This is a genomic window from Methanococcus maripaludis C5 (genome assembly GCF_000016125.1).
GTDB classification, from domain to species: domain Archaea; phylum AGJL01; class Methanococci; order Methanococcales; family Methanococcaceae; genus Methanococcus; species Methanococcus maripaludis_D.
This window is the reverse complement of sequence record NC_009135.1, coordinates 763320-779361: the sequence shown is the minus strand read 5'-3', so window position 1 is coordinate 779361 and position 16042 is coordinate 763320. Positions and strand designations below refer to the sequence as shown.

The following is a 16042-nucleotide window of genomic DNA, read 5'->3' as shown; positions in this document are numbered from 1 at the left end:
CACAAATTAAATTTGTAAATTTGTAAATTATGATTTTTTTAAGTCTGCATTTGTTATAATTATAAACTGTGGTGATTTAATGGCTGAAGATACTAATGTGGTTGCCGAAGAAAGCTTATTTGACGAATTTAAAGAACACTCAATTTCAGAGTTTTTTAGAAAAAACAGACACATGCTCGGTTACAGTGGTAGATTAAGAAGTATGACTACAATTGTACACGAGCTTGTAACAAACAGCCTTGATGCGTGTGAAGAATCTGAAATTCTTCCGGAAATCGTGGTTGAAATCAGAAAAATAGGTTCTGAAACATTTGGAGTTAATATTGAGGATAACGGTCCAGGTATTCCTCCAGAATATGTTCCAAAAGTATTTGGTAAGATGCTTGCAGGATCAAAATTACACAGATTGGTTCAATCAAGAGGTCAGCAGGGTATCGGTGCTGCAGGTGTTTTATTGTTTGCACAGATGACGACAGGAAAGCCATTAAAAATCACATCTTCCACAGGAAACGGTACTATTCACGAAATGGAAATTAAAATGAGTATTGAGAGAAACGAAGGGGATGTAGTTTCACACAAAACCAGAGAAGGATTCTGGAGAGGAACTAGGGTTGAAGGAGAATTTAAGGATGTTACATACAATAGAAGGGAACAGGGGCCATTCGAATACTTAAGGAGAATCAGCCTCTCAGCCCCACACGCTAAAATTACATTGGAAGACCCTGAAGAAACACTTATTTTTGAAAGAACCGTATTTGATATTCCAGAAAGACCTGAAGTAATGAAACCACACCCATACGGTTTAACAACTGATGAATTACTTCACATTTCAAGAGTAACTGATTCTTCAAGAGTTTCAAGCATGTTAAATAGTGAACTCTCGAGAGTTACAATGAAAAGAATCAAGGAACTCGAAGAGTACGTTTTAAGAGATACACTTTTAGAAAACTACCGTTCGAGTGTATTTTGGGATACAATTGTGGGCTGTTATTTAAACTTCGATTTCACGAAATATTTTGATATTTACGGCCATTATTTCGATAAAAAAGAAATTGAAGATGTAAAGCAACTTATAAATGGTCTTCCTGAGGGATTGGGTGAATTAAAAACCTACTGCATGAAGTACCTTGTAACGCAGTACTTGGTTCAAAAATTGGACGATGAAGAAATAAAAGAAATTAAAAACCACTTCAAGAAAAAACCTGAGAATTTCATGGAGTACATGGAGAAAAAGTACTTGAATGCATCATTACTCGATGAATTTAGGAGAAAATTAAAAAATATTACTAAATCTCCGGCAGAGTTTGTAAAATCTCTTGTAGACCTTGCAATGGTTTCAGATACTGAACTTGAAAAATACAGAAAAATAATTAAAGATCTCTTAAAGAAAAATCCAAAAGAAATGACATGGAAAGATTCTGAAGTTATTGTAAATGTTTTACAAGATATGGACTTCATGGCACCGTCAACAGTTGGTTTAAGACCAATTGGCGAAGAAAACATTGAAAAATCACTCAATACTCTTGAACCAGAATTTTTGAAAACCTTAACAAGAAAACCTAAAACCTACAAAGGAGGTATTCCTTTCGCAGTTGAAGTTGGTCTTGCATACGGTGGAGAAGCTGGAAGAAGTGGGGATGAATCTAAAAAAATGGAAATCATGAGATTTTCAAACCACGTACCTTTATTATTTGATACTTCAGGTTGTGGTTTAACAAATGCGGTTAAAAGTGTTAACTGGAGAAGATACGGCCTTAGAAGCGATGAAGATGCGCCAGTTACAGTATTTGTAAACCTTATCTCAACGCACATCCCATATACTTCAGCTGGAAAACAAGCAATTGCATCAAGCAGTGAAGAAAATGAGGAAATTTTCAACGAAATAAGGCAGTCATTAATGATTTGTGCAAGGGAGCTAGAAAAGCACATTTCAAAAATCAGAAAAGCGAAAGAAGAAGAGCAGAAGAGAAAATATGTTATGAAGTACGCTGTAATCTTTGCAGAAGGACTTGCAAGTATTACTGGAAGGCCTAAGGAAGAAATCGAAGCAAACGTTGTAAATTTGCTTAGATAATTACCCTTTTTTAAATTATTTTTATTCTTTTTTTAAAATTTAAATTTTTGAAGATTTCACCCAATTTCATTTAAAAAATTAATTATATTCGTTTTTTCATAATTTAATAAAAGCGATTTGGGGGATTTTATGTTATCAAAGGGGGCGGTTATCAACAAATTGCGGTCTTACAAACCATGTAAAAATTGTAATGGGCCAATTTCTAAAACAATTTCCATATCTGACTTAAAACTTAATAACCGAAAAAGAAAATGTGAATGCGGGAATTCTCAGTTAGATGACGTAATGCTTGATGTACTAAATTTAATGGTTGAATTTGATGAATTTCAAAATAATGATTTAAACACTGTAACTTTGAGGGATGCCGGAACTCCTTTGGTAGAAATTGGATATCCTTTAAAATATCTGCCAGTTGTGTCTAGCGATGAATTAATTGTAATGAAAGATGTATCAAAACCATGTGCCAAAGAAATATTAAAAATACCTGAAGTTAAAGGAGTTATTTCAAATAATTCAAAAAATACCGGACTTAATCGTGCAGATGATTCATGTGATGTAAATTCCCTCATTGCGGGAGACGATTTTCGATGCGATATTTTTGTTTTAAAATCAATCATGGATTGCGTAGTTATATGTAAAAACCAGTCAAAAGTCCACATCGAATTTCCAAGGCCATTTAATCCAAAAATTGCAAAAATTGACCGATTAAATCTTAACGGAAAGGTTGTGATTGATGGATTCTGTGGTTCAGGTACTTTGGGACTTGCAGCACTAAAAAAAGGTGCGAAAAAGGTTATATTTTCAGACATAAACTCCCATGCATTAAAAGATGTTATATATAACTTGAAGCTAAACTTCTCAAAAGAAGTGTTTGAGAGAATTGAAATTATTAATTCAGACTTTTTGAATCTCGATATCATGGGGGATGTCTGTTTTGTAGATTTATTTCCCCATATGAACAGAGAACCTTTTTTAAATAAAGCAAAAACAATTTCTAAACAAGTAGTACTTATTTAAACGTGAAATGATGAGACAGTCTAAAAAATTAGGCCAATGTTTTTTAAAAGATAAAAATTTTGTTAAAAAAGCAATTAATCGTGCAGAAATAACTAATAAAGATGTCGTTTTAGAGTTAGGGCTTGGAGAAGGGGCCCTGACAAAAGAACTTGCTAAAATTGCAAAAAAAGTTTATGTGATCGAACTTGATGAACGATTAAAACCTTTTGCAGATGAAATAACATCTGAATTTGAAAATGTTGAAATTATTTGGTCAGATGCTTTAAAAGTTGACTTAAAAAATCTTGGATTTAATAAAATCGTTGCAAATTTACCTTACCAAATTTCTTCGCCAATAACATTTAAATTTTTAGACGTGGATTTTGAAACGGCTGTTTTGATGTATCAGTATGAATTTGCAAAAAGAATGGCTGGAAAACCTGATACCAAGGAATACAGCAGATTAAGCGTTGCAGTTCAGTATAATGCAGACGTTGAATTTATTTGTAAGGTCCCACCAAGTGCATTTTCCCCAAAACCCGATGTAAATTCTGCAATTGTGAAATTAACAAAAAGAGAACCAAAATATTTTGTTAAAGACGAAAAATTTTTCAAAAAAGTTTTAAAAGCAATGTTCCAGCATAGGAATAGAACAATTAAACGAGCGTTAATTGATTCAAGCCATGAAATTGAAATTGATCGCGATAATTTAAAAGAAATTTTAGAAAAAGTTGAAAGTGAGTTTGATTTTTCAGAACGGGTGTTTAAAACTTCGCCTGAAAAAATCGGGTACTTAAGCAATTTATTGTATGATGAAATTTAGAAAAATGTGGCAGAAATAAAATAAACATGAAGGGGCATAAGTAATATTACCAATGTTATTAAATAAACTTATAAACATATATTTTTTTAATGGCCCAAACGCCGTAGATTTTTAAAATTACATATTAAAAATATTTATTTAAATAGTAATATTATTTTCAAGTAAAGTTTATTATTATATCCGGTATCCTACCTTTAAATACCATTATTGGTATTTTAAGCCATTTCATACTAACCTATTTATATTTTAAACTGTCATTATAAATCATGACAAATCGGTGATGGTCATGAAACATAAAAAAATGGATAAAAAACTTGACGACGATTTTTGGAAGACGAAGAATCTTTCAATATCATTTGGTGAGGTATCCAAAGGCAAGTCAAATCAAGAATTGGACGAACCAATGGGGCCTACGCCAAAACCAAGTGTTACAGATTTGAGATCTTGGGATTTCAAACTATTGAAACGATACCCGCCTTTCTACGCGCCTTTCTGTGATATGTGCTGTTTATGTACATACGGAAAGTGTGATTTACTTGGTAAAAAGGGCGCTTGTGGAATTGATGCAGAAGCTCAACAGGCAAGAACCGTTCTTTTAGCATCGTGCATCGGAACTGCAGCTCATGCAGGACATGGAAGACACATGCTTCACCATGTAATCAAAGAGAAAGGAAAGGATTTCCCAGTAGATATGGGTAAAAATATCGATATAGAAGCTCCGATAATCAGAACTATTATTGGTAAAAAACCAGTTACCGTAGGTGATCTGGATGAATCTTTATCTTACGTCGAAGAACAGTTATCGCATCTCCTTTCAGCATGCCATACAGGTCAGGAGGGAAATGCTCTTGATTTTGAATCGAAAGCACTTCACGCAGGAATGATGGATGATCTTGCAAGGGAAGTAGCAGATATTACACAAATTGTTGCATATGACATGCCAAGAGGAGATGGTGACGAACCACTTGTAGAACTGGGTCTTGGAACCGTCGATAAAGATAAACCAGTAGTACTCTGTATCGGTCACAACGTAGCACCTGGTGCAGAAATACTCGACTATGTTGAAGATAACGATCTCTATGAAGACGTTGAAGTTTGTGGTATCTGCTGTACTGCAATAGATATAACCAGATACAACCAAGCTGCAAAAGTTATCGGTCCGCTATCAAAACAGATGAAATTCATCAGGAGTGGTGTTTCAGATGTTATTGTGGTTGATGAGCAGTGTGTCAGAACAGATGTTTTGGAAGAAGCTAAGAAAAATGGTGCAGTAGTCATTGCAACAACTGACAAAATGTGTCTTGGACTTCCAGATATGACAAAAGAAGACCCTGAATTAATCATTAACGAACTCGTTAACGGAAATATCGATGGCGCACTTATACTTGAGCCTAAAAAAGTAGGAAAAGTTGCAGTGGAAGTTGCTAAAAAAATTGCAAAAAGAAGAGAATCTTTAAAATGTCTTCCAGATATTTCTGAAATTCCTGAACTTGCAAAAGAATGTACCGAATGCGGTTGGTGCGTTAGAGTCTGTCCAAACAACAGGCCAATAATGGATGCAGTAACTGCCGCAGCTAAAGGGGACCTCAAAAAACTTGCAGACCTCTACGAATACGATATGTGCTACACCTGCGGAAGATGTGAGGAAGAGTGTGAGAGAAATTTACCGCTCGTTTCATTCATAACAAAAGCTGGAGATCATCTTGTAAAGGACCAGAAATTCAAAATAAGGGCAGGAAGAGGTCCAGTTCAGGATGTTGAGATTAGAAAAGTTGGAGGCCCTATCGTTTTAGGAGATATTCCTGGAGTAGTTGCATTTGTTGGATGTTCCAACTATCCAAACGGCGGAATAGAAATTGCTAAAATGGCAGAAGAGCTCTTAAAAAGAAGATACATCGTTGTAGCAACAGGATGTTCTGCAATGTCAATTGGAGAATATATCGATGAAGATGGGCAGACACTCTATGAAAAATATGAAGGAATTTTTGATGCTAGTGGACTTGCAAATATCGGTTCATGTGTTTCAAATGCCCATATTTCAGGAGCCTGTATAAAAATTGCAAACATCTTTGCTAAAAAGCCACTTTCTGGAAACTTCGAAGAAGTTGCAGATTATATCTTAAACAGAGTTGGTGCTTGTGGTGTAGCTTGGGGTGCATTTTCACAAAAAGCAGCTGCAATTGCATCAGGATTTAACCGATGGGGAGTTCCTGCAGTACTTGGACCACACAGTTCAAAATACAGAAGGCTATACCTTGGAAGAATCGATAAAGAAGATATGTGGGACATCAACGATTTAAGAACTGGCGAAACGGTTAAAGGAGAACCTGCTCCAGAACATCTGCTTTATGCTGCAGAAACCATGGAAGAAGCACTCGTAAGCACTGTAAAAATGTGTATAAGGCCAAATGATACGCCTAAAGGAAGGCAGTTGAAACTTTCACATTATATTGATTTGTACAAAAAATACTTTGGCGAACTTCCAACAGACTTAGAATTATTTGTAAGAAACGAAAGAGACGTTCCAATTACTTATAAAAAAGACGTGACGGATGATTTAACAAGTAAAAACTGGACTCCAAGGGAAGCTCCAAAAGAACCCTCATTACTAGGGAGGAAATAGGGTGAAAATATGGATGGAGAAAGAACTACCCCCTGGCAACCAACCGTAATTGCAGGCCCAAAACATGGAATGCTTGTAACTCCCGCAATTGCCAAAATGATGCTAAAAAAGGCTAAAAATCCATTGTTTGTGATTGGGTCTCTTATAAAAGATGATGAAGGGTTAATTTCACAATGCAAAGATATTGTGGAAGCTTGGAATCTGCCTGTAGCGGCTACTGGAAATATTTACAAATCTTTAACTGAAAATGGCATCAAATCTAAAAGATACGGTACAATTGAGATCGTAAATCTTTTGAAAGATCCAGAATGGAAAGGAGTAAATGGTGAAGGACAGCATGACCTTGTATTATTTATTGGGGTCACATACTACCTTGCATCACAAGGCCTTTCATCACTCAAACATTTTGCACCGCATTTGAAAACATTGACACTTTGTAAATATTTTCATTCAAATGCAAATGCATCATTCCCGAATATGTCTGATTCTGAATGGACAAACTACTTAGATAAAATGTCAAAAATTTAAGGGAGATACTCATGTTTGGAGATATACCTGTTGAAATAAGTCCGATGTACGAAGGAGAAAGGATAAGGGCAGCAAACATGTTCATTGAACTTGCGGGGCCCAAGTCAGTTGGTGCAGAGCTAGTTTTAGTTTCTGACAATGCAGAAGACGGAAAAGTTGAAGTTATTGGTCCAGAACTCAAAGACATGGAAGAGGGAAAAATCTACCCATTTGGACTATTAATGGAAGTTTCTGGAGAAAAACTTGAAAAAGATCTCGAAGGAGTAATCGAAAGAAGGATTCACGAAATCTGTAACTATGTTCAAGGTTTCATGCACTTAAACCAAAGAGACAAAATCTGGTGCAGGGTAAGCAAAGATTCTCATTCAAAAGGTTTTGAATTAAAGCATCTTGGACAGGCTCTTTCAATACTCTTTAAAGACGAATTCCCAATTATCGAAGCAATATCAATTACAATATTCACTGAAGAAGAAAAAGTAAACGAATTTGTTGAAAAAGCAGTTTTGGAATATCAAACAAGAGATAGTAAAGCACGAGATCTGAGTGAAGATGATGTAGATGTATTTTACGGATGCATCATGTGTCAATCATTTGCTCCAACTCACGTCTGTATAATCACGCCTGACAGACCAGCGTTATGTGGCGGAATTAACTGGTTTGATTGTAGGGCTGCTGCAAAAATTGATCCGGAAGGTCCAATTTTTGAAGTTCCAAAAGGAGACTTGTTAGATCCAGTTACTGGAGAATATACTACATTAAATTCAACTGTTGCTGATAAATCACAGGGCACGTTTGATAAAGTATATTTACACAGTATATTTGGACACCCACACACATCATGCGGTTGCTTTGAAGCTGTAGCATTTTATATTCCTGAATTAGATGGAATTGGAATTGTTCACAGGGATTTCAAAGAAGATACGCCGATGGGAATTCCATTTTCTGCAATGGCAGGACAGTGCTCTGGTGGAAAACAGGTTGAAGGATTTGCAGGTCTTTGTATTGAATACATGAGATCACCAAAATTCTTGCAGGCCGATGGCGGATACGAAAGAATCGTCTGGCTTCCAAAAGAAATTAAGGAAAAAGTTCTCGAATCAATTCCTGAAGAATTAAGAGACAAAATTGCAACAGAAAAGGATGTTTCAAGCATTCACAACTTGAAAAAATTCCTGAACGAAAAAAACCACCCAGTTCTTAAAAGAATTGCTGAATTAGAAGCACCTGTCGAAGAACAAGTAAAAGAGGCTGAGGCAGAACCTGTGGGAGAACTCGTTCAATTTGCACAGATTCCTGAAATGGCAATTCCTACGTCTGGTGGAATTAAAATCATACTTAAAAATGCGAAAATTTACGCTGAAAAAATTATCATAAAAAAGAAATAGGCTGTTAAAAATGATTATTGCAGTTACCGGAAAAGGCGGAGTTGGAAAAACTCTTCTTTCATCTCTGATAATTAGGAATCTTACTAAAACTGGAAAAGACATCTTGGCAATAGATGCAGATCCGGATTCCAATCTCCCTGAAGCTCTTGGAGTGGAAGTAACAAAAACCGTTGGAGATGCAAGAGAAGAGCTGAAAAAAGAAGTTAAATCTGGAAATGCATCTCCAGAAATGGATATGTGGAATAGTTTAGACTATAAAATCATGGAATCAATTATAGAAACTCCAGAATTTGATCTTCTTGTAATGGGCAGGCCTGAAGGAAGTGGCTGTTACTGTGCGGTAAATAACATGCTCAGAAAAATCATTGAAACGGTTTCTTCAAATTATGATATTGTAGTAATCGATACAGAAGCAGGACTTGAACATTTGAGCAGAAGAACTACTCAAAATGTTGATACTCTACTTGTAGTTACTGATTCATCAAAAAGAGGAATTTTAACTGCCATCAGAATAAAAGATCTCGCAAAAGAACTGGATATCAGCTTTAAAAATTTATACCTTGTATTAAACAGGATAAAGCCTGAAAACGAAGAAAGCGTTCGTGAAACAGTTAAAGACTTCGGTCTAGACATTATTGGAATAATATACGACGATGAACTTACAGCAAGTTATGATATGGAAGGAAAGCCATTATTTGAACTTCCTGATGAGTCAGATACTGTAAATTCCGTTTCAAAAATCGTTGAAAAAATCTTAGGATAACTGGATGTGAAATCATGGATACGATGTCACAGATTCTAAAATTACTCGAAAAAACCGATTCGATCGAAATAAACGAGTTTAGAATGGATGTAGATGAGTTGGAACTTACCATAATGCCTACACTACAAAATTTCGTTCAAAAAGTTGTTGAAAAACAAGTCGAAGCTAAAAAAGAATTCGAAAGTCAGATTGAATTTAAATACCCTGTAAAAGACTACGCTGGAAAAGTAAACGAAGTTAAACTCGGTGGAAAAAACAGAAAAACCGTTAAACTCGGCGGACAGACCAGCCTTTACAGATTTGAAGAACCTCAACCAAATGCACCAACTGTTACTTTCGATGTATTTGATATTCCAATGAACGGCCTTCCAAGGCCTATCAAGGAAAATTTTGAAGATGTGATGCACAGCCCTGGAGAATGGGCAGAAAAAGCCGTTAAAGAATTTGGCGCAGACATGATTACACTTCATTTGATCGGGACTGACCCAAAAGTTAAGGATAAATCATTAAAAGATGCGGCAAAAGATTTAGAGGAAGTTTTACAGGCTGTAAAAGTTCCTTTGGTGATTGGTGGTTCAGGTAACCCTAAAAAAGACCCGCTTGTTCTTGAAATGGCTGCAGAAGTTGCAGACGGTGAAAGATGTCTTTTGGCTTCAGCAAACCTTGATCTCGATTACCAAAAAATTGCACAGGCCGCAGTCAAACACGACCATGCAGTTCTTTCATGGGCAATTTCTGACGTAAACATGCAGAAAGTTTTAAACAAAGCACTAATGAAAGAGGGTTTGACAGCTAACGACATTGTAATGGACCCAACAACATGTGCTCTTGGTTATGGTATCGAGTTTTCAATCGATGTTATGACAAGAACCAGACTTTCAGCATTGAAAGGTGAAGAAATTTTGCAGATGCCAATGTCTTCTGGAACCACTAATGCATGGGGTTCAAGAGAAGCTTGGATGAAAAAAGACGAATGGGGACCTACAAAGTACAGGGGGCCTATTTGGGAAGTTGTCACAGGCATTACAATGATGCTCTGTGGAGTTGACATATTCATGATGTTGCACCCACTTTCAGTTAAAACCTTGAAAGAAATCGGAACAACACTCACTTACGAATACAAATCAAAAGAATCCCAGGATATTTCCGACTGGATAAACAAATTCTAAGGGGGTTTTAAAAGTGAAAGTTACAGCAATGGATATTTACAAATTACTTCCTAGGACGAACTGCGGAAAATGTGGCGAAGCATCATGTATGGCATTCGCAGCTAAACTCTCCCAAAAGGAAGCAGAACTTTCAAACTGCCCGCAACTTAAAGGTGCTGACTTTGAAAAATTAACAAACATGCTCGCTCCAGCAGTAAAAGAAATTAAGATTGGAACTGGTGACAGGGCAGTAACAATTGGTGGAGACGAAGTATTATACCGATATGAACTCACATACTACAACCCAACAGCATTGGCAGTTGATTTAAGCGACGATATGGATGATTCCGAATTTGACCAGAAATTATCTGAAATCAAAAACTTGGAATTTGAAAGAACCGGTGAAATTCTTAAATTGAATGCAGTAGCTTTGAGAAATAAATCAGGGGATTTAGAAAAATTCAAAAAAGCTGCAGAAAAATTAAAAGATGCAGGAATTCCAGTAATTCTCTGTTCATTCGATCCAAAAGCAATGGAAGCTGCACTTGATGTAATTGGATCAAAAAGACCTTTAATCTATGCAGCAACCGAAAACAATATCAATGAAATGTCTGAATTAGCATTAAAACACAACTGTCCAATTTCATTATTCGTTCCAAACGATCTTGAAAAAATGAAGCAACTCTCAAGAAAATTGAGAGAGTCTGGTGTTAAGGATATAGTATTGGACCCTGGAACTTGCATTGGTGAAGCAATCGGGGACACAATGGACAACTTCATCATGATAAGAAGGCTTGCAGTTGAAGAAAAAGACGATGATTTCAGGTTCCCAATTTTGGCAGTTCCTGCAGTTTGCTGGATAAATCCGGAAGAAGACGAAATATTAACAAAAATGAAAGAAGCAACAACTGCGGCAGCACTCATGAACAGGTATGCTGATGCCATGATTTTACATGGCGTAGATATCTGGGAAATGATGCCAGTTTTAACCCTGAGACAGAGTTTGTACACTGACCCAAGAAAACCACAGTCAGTCGAAGCAAAAATCTACGAATTTGGAACAGTTGACGAAAATTCACCTGTAATCATGACAACAAACTTTGCATTAACCTACTATACAGTTGCAGGAGATTTGAAATCTGGAAAAGTAAACTGTTACTTACTTGTACTTGATACTGGTGGAAAAGCAGTTGACGTGGCAGTTGCAGGTGGTCAGTTTAACGGAAAAGCAGCCGCTGAACTCATGAAAGAAACGGGAATCGAAAAATTAGTTAACCACAAAAAATTAATCATCCCTGGACTTGCCGCATCTGTATCTGGTGATATAGAAGATCAATCCGGATGGGAAGTTATTGTTGGTACGAGAGATTCCTCGGAAGTCCCTGCTTTCTTAGCAAAGATATGGTGATTTCATGAAATCATTAATGGTAATTGACGCAAGAAAATGTATGGAATGTAATGACTGTATCGAAGCATGCAAAAAACAGCATGGGGTTGCAAGAGCCATTAAAACTCAATCAATCCCAATGTTTTGTTTACAGTGTCATCCTGACAAAGCGCCATGTAAACAGGTTTGTCCAGTAAATGCTATCGAAGAATTGGATGGTGCACTTGTAGTTGACGAAGAATCCTGTATTTTATGCAGGCTTTGTATGATTGCATGCCCTATTGGAGCACTTACAATAAATCCGAATAAAAAATCGGTTCAAAAATGTACGCTTTGTATGGAAACTGATTTAATGCTTCCAGCATGTGTCGAAGCATGTAAAAGCAATGTTTTGAAATTATTCTCTGTAGAAGACTTGGAAGAACTTAAAAGAGAAAAATCGCAAATGGATCTCGTTATCGATTCCTTAAAAATGTACAGAGAAGAATAATATCTTTTTTTAATTTTATTGAATTCAGAAGAAATTAGCAATTTATAAAAGTATTCCAATCAATAGATAATAAAGGCAATGAAAATAACAGAGGCGATATTTATGTGTGAATCAACAGTTTATTTGGACGATGGTACTGTAATAATGGCTGATGTTATGAAAATAGTCGTAAATGGCGATACATTAGAATTTTACGACATATTAAACAATAAAAAAGAAATCAAGGCTAAATTCAATGTTTTGGATTTGGAAGGACATAAAATAGTTGTTACAGAATTATAATTTTTTAATTTTTAAGCTTCATTATTTTTTCCGAAATTTCTTTAATTGCATTTTTCGCTTTTGAATTTTTGTAATTAACGAGTGGTTCTCTTTTCATATCTGCAACAGATACTTCCGAGTCATATGGAATGCATCCGAGTATTTCAAGACCAATTCTGTTTAAATTTTCTTCTGCAAAACTTTTTTCAGTTTCATTTGAAATTTTATTTAATACGCAAACGATTTTTTTAATTCCAATTTCTTCTGCAAGTTTTTTAATTCTTTCAACAGTTTCCATAGATTTTGAGCTTGCTTCGGAAACAATGATCATTACATCGACAGCTTCTGCGGTTTTTCTGCCTAAATGTTCGATTCCAGCTTCCATATCTAATATTACAACTTCATCCTTTTTCAAAATTAAATTTCTGATAAGCGCTTTTAAAAGAACAGATGCAGGACATACACAGCCAGTTCCTCCTTTTTCAACGGTCCCCATGACCATTATTTTTAAATTTCCCTGTTCATCGTAATTTACTGATAATTTTTCTGGAAGGTCGCTAGTTTTTGGATTTATCTTAAAAACTTCTCCAAAAGATGAACTCTGCTCAGCACCAGTTCTTTCTTTTATCAATTCTTTCATTTTTGAAATTGGAGTTATTTTTTCAGTTATTCCAAGGCTTGACGCTAAATTCATGTCGGGGTCAGCATCTATTGCATAAACTTTGTATTTTTCCGATAAAATACAGGCTAAAGTTCCTGAAAATGTTGTTTTTCCAACTCCGCCTTTTCCAGTAATTGCAATCTTCATTTATTCACCTGTTTTTTCAATGCTTTTTCAAATGCGTCGTGATGAAATGTTGCAGCCTTATATCTTCCACTTTCTTCATCTGAAAAAAGTCTGATTCTTCCAGCCCTACACGGATAGTGTTGTATTCTAAGCCCCGCCTTTGTTGAAATATCTGAAATATTTTTTCCAAGTAAATCTTTTGCAACAAAGTTTGTACCGCCACATGGGGAGCCCCTGATAACTTTTATTTCTGTTGCAATGTTATTTTCAACTTTAATTTCAACTTTCGGCTTTCCAAATTTTGATACGAATTCATCAAAAATTTTATTTCCATTTTCAACGAGCTCGCACATGATATCGGGACATATCACGTTTTTAAAAGATTCGAGCTGGTTTTTTAGCCCTTTTCCTTTCCAAGCTCCAACTATTACGTATCCAACATTATCATGAACCTGTTCGATGAGGTCGAGAGTAATGTCTGGATTTAGCGTGTATGTAATTAAAATGTCAGCAGATTTTATTTTTGAAATCTGCTCGTTTGGAAATTCTGTAAAATCGTCAATAGATTCTGTTTTTACTATATCTAAAATAATATATTCACATTCAAATTCCTTTTTGATCGTATCGTACGCTCTTTCCCCAAAAGGCCCGTCAGAAACTACAACAACTTTCATTTTTTCACAATTTCGTTTTAAACCAATTATATTTTACTAATTATATAGTATTTGGGTATCAATAGTATTAATATCAAATTCTTTTTTAAAAAGGATAATTTTATGCAGGTATTTATCGAATTAATGCATATTTTTTAGAACTTTAATCATTTATGGATTCCAATGGATTTTATTTTAAAGATAATTTAATCCCGATTAATAGAAAATAGTATATACTTCTTAAGACTATTATCTATTAAGATATGGGGTAATTATATGCAGAAGATTAGATTGTTTTCCGGAATTTTGTTTATTATTTTAATATTGATGTCGCTTTGTGCATGTATTAACTCAAATTACAGTTCTGATGACAAAGATCAGAGGGATGATGTTGAAAAAGTATTTAATTCGATAATAAAGAATTCCGGTGGGAAAATTTCGAAAATAAATAATTCTGAAACTAGCTGGTCTGAAATAACCGTCATGGTAAATAATGATTTTATCGGATCAGTAACTCTAAATACGAACTGGAATACTGACTGCTATGGCCAATGTATTGTTGATGCAATTAAAAATTCAGGAATAGTTGCAAATAACTCCGTAATTACTGTAAAATATTATCTAGGTCCGGAACTAATTTCAGTTTATTCTTCAGAAACTGGTTCAAAAGTATACTACAATTTTAATTAATTTGTAAAATCGTGTATTTTGCAATTCTAAAAGAATATAATTTAATTGAAATAATTTTTATTTTAAATTATTCCCAATTTTTAGCTTCATTGAGTACATTTTCTACAATTTCGGGGGCTAAACCGATATATGTTTTATAATCAAACATTTTTTCGATTTCTTCAACTGAAACGTATTTCATGACTTCGGGTTCTTCTAAAAGTACTTCTTTTAAGTGTTTTCTTTCATCATGAGCTTTCATTGCGCATCTTCTAACGGTTTCGTGACCAGTCTGTCTTCCCATTCCACTGTTTGCCAAAAACATCATGACTCTTTCTGCCATGATAAGTCCTTTCGTCATTTCGAGGTTTCTGTTAACATTTTCAAGATTTACGCTTAATTTTCTCATTCCTTTTATTGAAAGGTTTAAGATATGGTCTAAAATTACGCAGGATTCTGGGAAAAGACATCTTTCTGAAGATGAATTTGTTAAATCTCTTTCTTCCCAGAGTGGAATGTTATCAAATTCTGCAAGTGCGTTTGCCTTTACAATTCTGGAAAGCCCGCAGATCTGTTCAAAAGTAATTGGATTTCTTTTGTGAGGCATTGTGGATGAACCAGTCTGTTTCGAAGCATCAAATTCTTCTTCTAATTCTTTAATTTCGCTTCTTTGCATGCTTCTTACAGTAATTCCAATTTTATTCAAAGTCTGTGCAATTAATGCTAAAGTAGCCATGAATTCTCCATGTCTGTCCCTTTGAACAACCTGGTTTGAAATTAAAACTGGATCAAGTCCTAAAATTTCTCCAACTCTATTATGTACTAAAATTCCGTTTTCACCTATTGCAGCCATTGTTCCAACTGCGCCAGTTATCATTGAAACACAAAGTCTTTTTTTAGATGCATCAAGTCTTTCAACATGTCTTTGAATTTCTGAAGCCCACAATGCAAATTTCATTCCGTATGTGGTTGGAACTGCATGCTGTCCGTGTGTTCTTCCAATACAAACCGTGTTTTTGTGTTCTTCTGCTTTTTTTAAGAGTTCGCCTCTTAAAGTTTTTAATTTTTCCCCTAAAACTTCAAAAGCATCTTTAAATTGAAGTGACTGTGCAGTATCGATAATATCGTTTGAAGTGGAACCAAAGTGAATATATTCTCCAGCATCTCCTTCGCACTGTTCAGCAAAAGCTTTTACAACTGAAACAACATCGTGTCTCGTTGCCATTTCAATTTCTTTTACTCTTTCAAGTTTTACAAATTCGGTTGATTTTTTTCTGTTTATTTCCTCTGCAGCTTCTTTTGGGATCATTCCAAGTTCTGTTTCTGCTAAAGCAAGGGCCGCTTCAACTTCAAGCATTTTTTGAAGTTTTGTTTCTTCTTCCCATACTTTTTTCATTTCAGGGGTTCCGTATCTAAAGTCGATAGGGTGAATTGCCATATAATCACCTTTTATAA

Annotated in this window: 15 protein-coding genes; 12 read left to right on the top strand and 3 right to left on the bottom strand. The window is 35.2% G+C overall.

Annotated features, from left to right (window positions below; all coding sequences use genetic code 11):
* Nucleotides 1-79 precede the first annotated feature (79 nt).
* The 11 genes from MMARC5_RS04075 to MMARC5_RS04025 all read left to right on the top strand — a co-directional run bounded on the left by MMARC5_RS04075 (nucleotide 80) and on the right by MMARC5_RS04025 (nucleotide 12499).
* Entirely contained in the window at nucleotides 80-2074 is a 1995-nt protein-coding gene (locus MMARC5_RS04075; RefSeq protein WP_011868572.1) for a DNA topoisomerase VI subunit B, read from the top strand.
* 129 nt (nucleotides 2075-2203) lie between these two features.
* On the top strand, nucleotides 2204-3091 hold the full coding sequence (locus MMARC5_RS04070; RefSeq protein WP_011868571.1) for a 50S ribosomal protein L11 methyltransferase: 888 nt from the start codon (nucleotides 2204-2206) through the stop codon (nucleotides 3089-3091).
* A 10-nt stretch (nucleotides 3092-3101) separates the two neighbouring features.
* Nucleotides 3102-3893 (top strand): 16S rRNA (adenine(1518)-N(6)/adenine(1519)-N(6))-dimethyltransferase RsmA, encoded by a 792-nt coding sequence (gene rsmA / locus MMARC5_RS04065; protein ID WP_011868570.1) that lies wholly within the window; start codon nucleotides 3102-3104, stop codon nucleotides 3891-3893.
* Nucleotides 3894-4179: 286 nt separating this feature from the next.
* The gene (gene cdhA, locus MMARC5_RS04060; protein WP_011868569.1) at nucleotides 4180-6516 is read left to right on the top strand and encodes a CO dehydrogenase/acetyl-CoA synthase complex subunit alpha; all 2337 of its coding nucleotides are present in this window, start codon (nucleotides 4180-4182) and stop codon (nucleotides 6514-6516) included.
* A 9-nt stretch (nucleotides 6517-6525) separates the two neighbouring features.
* Nucleotides 6526-7044 carry a CO dehydrogenase/acetyl-CoA synthase complex subunit epsilon gene (gene cdhB, locus MMARC5_RS04055; RefSeq protein WP_011868568.1) on the top strand — a complete coding sequence of 173 codons (519 nt, stop codon included), beginning with the start codon at nucleotides 6526-6528 and terminating at the stop codon, nucleotides 7042-7044.
* An 11-nt stretch (nucleotides 7045-7055) separates the two neighbouring features.
* On the top strand, nucleotides 7056-8429 hold the full coding sequence (cdhC, locus tag MMARC5_RS04050; RefSeq protein WP_011868567.1) for a CO dehydrogenase/CO-methylating acetyl-CoA synthase complex subunit beta: 1374 nt from the start codon (nucleotides 7056-7058) through the stop codon (nucleotides 8427-8429).
* A gap of 10 nt (nucleotides 8430-8439) precedes the next feature.
* Nucleotides 8440-9192, top strand: coding sequence for an ATP-binding protein (locus tag MMARC5_RS04045; RefSeq protein ID WP_011868566.1), 753 nt, complete (start codon nucleotides 8440-8442; stop codon nucleotides 9190-9192).
* 14 nt (nucleotides 9193-9206) lie between these two features.
* Nucleotides 9207-10361, top strand: a complete 1155-nt coding sequence (gene cdhD, locus MMARC5_RS04040; RefSeq protein WP_011868565.1) for a CO dehydrogenase/acetyl-CoA synthase subunit delta — start codon at nucleotides 9207-9209, stop codon at nucleotides 10359-10361.
* A 13-nt stretch (nucleotides 10362-10374) separates the two neighbouring features.
* Nucleotides 10375-11748: an acetyl-CoA decarbonylase/synthase complex subunit gamma gene (gene acsC / locus MMARC5_RS04035; protein ID WP_011868564.1), complete on the top strand. Its 1374-nt coding sequence runs from the start codon at nucleotides 10375-10377 to the stop codon at nucleotides 11746-11748.
* A gap of 4 nt (nucleotides 11749-11752) precedes the next feature.
* On the top strand, nucleotides 11753-12217 hold the full coding sequence (locus tag MMARC5_RS04030) for a 4Fe-4S dicluster domain-containing protein (protein WP_011868563.1): 465 nt from the start codon (nucleotides 11753-11755) through the stop codon (nucleotides 12215-12217).
* A 102-nt stretch (nucleotides 12218-12319) separates the two neighbouring features.
* A complete protein-coding gene (locus MMARC5_RS04025; protein WP_011868562.1) occupies nucleotides 12320-12499 on the top strand; it encodes a CooT family nickel-binding protein in 180 nt (59 codons plus the stop codon).
* A gap of 4 nt (nucleotides 12500-12503) precedes the next feature.
* Here the strand turns inward: MMARC5_RS04025 and MMARC5_RS04020 are convergent, their stop codons facing one another.
* Together MMARC5_RS04020 and MMARC5_RS04015 are read right to left on the bottom strand one after the other, a co-directional pair.
* Nucleotides 12504-13286: an ATP-binding protein gene (locus MMARC5_RS04020; RefSeq protein ID WP_011868561.1), complete on the bottom strand. Its 783-nt coding sequence runs from the start codon at nucleotides 13284-13286 to the stop codon at nucleotides 12504-12506.
* Nucleotides 13283-13939 (bottom strand): DUF166 domain-containing protein, encoded by a 657-nt coding sequence (locus MMARC5_RS04015; protein ID WP_011868560.1) that lies wholly within the window; start codon nucleotides 13937-13939, stop codon nucleotides 13283-13285. The genes MMARC5_RS04020 and MMARC5_RS04015 overlap by 4 nt, the downstream gene beginning before the upstream one ends.
* A gap of 255 nt (nucleotides 13940-14194) precedes the next feature.
* Here MMARC5_RS04015 and MMARC5_RS04010 point away from each other — a divergent pair, with 255 nt between their 5' ends.
* Nucleotides 14195-14608 (top strand): hypothetical protein, encoded by a 414-nt coding sequence (locus MMARC5_RS04010; RefSeq protein WP_011868559.1) that lies wholly within the window; start codon nucleotides 14195-14197, stop codon nucleotides 14606-14608.
* Nucleotides 14609-14675: 67 nt separating this feature from the next.
* Here the strand turns inward: MMARC5_RS04010 and purB are convergent, their stop codons facing one another.
* A complete protein-coding gene (gene purB / locus MMARC5_RS04005) occupies nucleotides 14676-16025 on the bottom strand; it encodes an adenylosuccinate lyase (protein WP_011868558.1) in 1350 nt (449 codons plus the stop codon).
* Between the last annotated feature and the right edge of the window lie 17 nt (nucleotides 16026-16042).

Excerpts from the sequence above, each read along its gene's own strand:
- MMARC5_RS04070 (WP_011868571.1), top strand. The coding sequence starts at position 2,204 with ATGTTATCAAAGGGGGCGGTTATCAACAAATTGCGGTCTTACAAACCA.
- cdhC (WP_011868567.1), top strand. The coding sequence starts at position 7,056 with ATGTTTGGAGATATACCTGTTGAAATAAGTCCGATGTACGAAGGAGAA.
- MMARC5_RS04010 (WP_011868559.1), top strand. The coding sequence starts at position 14,195 with ATGCAGAAGATTAGATTGTTTTCCGGAATTTTGTTTATTATTTTAATA.
- purB (WP_011868558.1), bottom strand. The coding sequence starts at position 16,025 with ATGGCAATTCACCCTATCGACTTTAGATACGGAACCCCTGAAATGAAA.
- rsmA (WP_011868570.1), top strand. The coding sequence starts at position 3,102 with ATGAGACAGTCTAAAAAATTAGGCCAATGTTTTTTAAAAGATAAAAAT.
- MMARC5_RS04025 (WP_011868562.1), top strand. The coding sequence starts at position 12,320 with ATGTGTGAATCAACAGTTTATTTGGACGATGGTACTGTAATAATGGCT.
- MMARC5_RS04075 (WP_011868572.1), top strand. The coding sequence starts at position 80 with ATGGCTGAAGATACTAATGTGGTTGCCGAAGAAAGCTTATTTGACGAA.
- MMARC5_RS04020 (WP_011868561.1), bottom strand. The coding sequence starts at position 13,286 with ATGAAGATTGCAATTACTGGAAAAGGCGGAGTTGGAAAAACAACATTT.
- MMARC5_RS04030 (WP_011868563.1), top strand. The coding sequence starts at position 11,753 with ATGAAATCATTAATGGTAATTGACGCAAGAAAATGTATGGAATGTAAT.
- cdhB (WP_011868568.1), top strand. The coding sequence starts at position 6,526 with ATGGATGGAGAAAGAACTACCCCCTGGCAACCAACCGTAATTGCAGGC.
- cdhA (WP_011868569.1), top strand. The coding sequence starts at position 4,180 with ATGAAACATAAAAAAATGGATAAAAAACTTGACGACGATTTTTGGAAG.
- MMARC5_RS04015 (WP_011868560.1), bottom strand. The coding sequence starts at position 13,939 with ATGAAAGTTGTTGTAGTTTCTGACGGGCCTTTTGGGGAAAGAGCGTAC.
- cdhD (WP_011868565.1), top strand. The coding sequence starts at position 9,207 with ATGGATACGATGTCACAGATTCTAAAATTACTCGAAAAAACCGATTCG.
- MMARC5_RS04045 (WP_011868566.1), top strand. The coding sequence starts at position 8,440 with ATGATTATTGCAGTTACCGGAAAAGGCGGAGTTGGAAAAACTCTTCTT.